We start from the raw sequence: 1,886 nt of genomic DNA on the forward strand, positions 1-1,886 counted from the left end.
TGTGTGTGCCCAGCATGGGCATCTTTATAACTACAGAAAAGTAGTTAATTAATCTAGAGGGTGCAAGTCCCTTATGGGCAGGGGTAACGCCTTGAACCATTAGTAAGCTGCAAGGTTGCTAGTTGTGAGACTAGGACTGAAGGTTATTTGCGATTGAATAACGAGCAAATACCGACCACAAAGCTCGGTACTGACGAACAGAAACCGTATATGAGGCATTTATGCATGGGTAAGCAAGCACATCATTGTAACGCCCAAAAGAATACCAAAGTGCATAAATGTAGATACGGCAGGGATCGGGTGAAAGAAGATGTCATTACCTGGAGGGCGGAGCGTAAAGAAAATGTCTATTAGACATTTTTAGCGAACGAGCCAGCTGGCGCGCAGGCATAACCACGAGTTGGTATACTAGAGAAGTCAGCAGAAGCCATAGTAGCCAACTACCTGATAGGTTGGTGAAGGACAGAACGATAATGGTCTTTAATGAACAAAGGAGTTGTTTTGCGTTACGGATAGACTTCCAGTAAAATAATAGCCTTTGATCAAGCGGGACAGCAAGTCAATTTAGTAACAATGATTAAACAATTAACAAGTAAAAAGAATTTAAACGACGCCTATGAGCGGGTGTATCGCAACAAGGGTTCAGCAGGATTAGATGGAGTTCATATAACCGGACTAAAATCTATATTGCAAAGCCAAGGTAAGCGATATATCGGGGAAATAGAAAGAGAGACTTTTCAGGTGTCTCCAATATTGGGTGTTGAAATCCCAAAAAGCAACGGGAAGAAGCGATTACTCGGTATTTCCACAGTTGTTGACAGGGTGTTTCAGCAAGCATTACATCAAGTTATGCAACCCATATTCGAGCCAGACTTTCAACAGCATAGTTATGGATCCGGACCAGAGCGCAGCGCCCATCAGGCAATCGCACAAAGCCTTGAAAATATTAATTCAGGTTATAGGGATATAGTTGACATAGATTTAAAGAGTTTCTTTGATGAAGTGGAACACTATATTCTTTTAGAATTGATTTACAAAAAGGCAAAGTGCAAACCAACGATGAAGCTACTACGTTCATTTCTCAAAGCCCCGATACTAATCAATGGTAAATTACACAAACGGAAAAAGGGTGTGCCACAAGGCTCGCACTTAAGTCCATTGCTCTCAAATATCCTGCTCAATGAGTTGGATAAAGAATTAGAGAAACGAGGACACCGATATGTAAGATATGCCGACGATTTCAGTATCTATGTTAAGAGTGAAAAGTCAGCAAAACGTGTAGGTAACAGTATCTACAAGTTTCTGAAAGACAAACTCCGACTGCCGATAAACAGGGAGAAAAGTGGCATACGTAAACCTTTAAGTTTCCAAGTACTCGGGTTTGGTTTTGTGCCGACCTATAAGAAAGGAGAAAAAGGCACATATCAACTAGTGGTAAAACCGTCCAAATGGAAGGAATTCAAAGCAAAGCTTAAATACCTTACCAAAAAGACAATACCCGCAAGTTTTGAAGAACGTATCGACCGTATCAATCTGTTGATACGTGGTTGGATAAATTACTTTAGACCGGCATCCATTCAAGCTAAACTTAAAAAGTTAGAAGAGTGGCTAAGAAACCGATTACGGTATTGCATCTGGCATCATTGGAAGAAACTAGAACGGAAACGGAAAAACCTGATTCGTTTAGGAATTGACCAAGAACATGCCTATGCGTGGAGTCGCACAAGAATGGGAGGTTGGGCAGTTGCTCAAAGTCCTATTTTACGGACTACCATTACCATAAAACGGTTAAAGATGAAAGGTTATGTTAGTTTAATTGAATACTACAAGCGATAAGTTTCATTATCGAACCGCCGTACCTGCCTGCCGGCAGGCAGGTACGAGAC

At 41.3% G+C, this 1,886-nt stretch carries 1 protein-coding gene; it reads left to right on the top strand.

The annotated features are described in order from the left end of the window. The first annotated feature begins 573 nt into the window (after window positions 1-573). Entirely contained in the window at window positions 574-1,836 is a 1,263-nt protein-coding gene (ltrA, locus tag ESY88_RS20550; protein WP_147129063.1) for a group II intron reverse transcriptase/maturase, read from the top strand. Window positions 1,837-1,886 lie beyond the last annotated feature (50 nt).

The organism is Subsaximicrobium wynnwilliamsii, from assembly GCF_007997225.1.
GTDB classification, from domain to species: Bacteria; Bacteroidota; Bacteroidia; order Flavobacteriales; family Flavobacteriaceae; genus Psychroserpens; species Psychroserpens wynnwilliamsii.

Coding starts and splice junctions, on each gene's coding strand:
- ltrA (WP_147129063.1), top strand. CDS start 574: ATGATTAAACAATTAACAAGTAAAAAGAATTTAAACGACGCCTATGAG.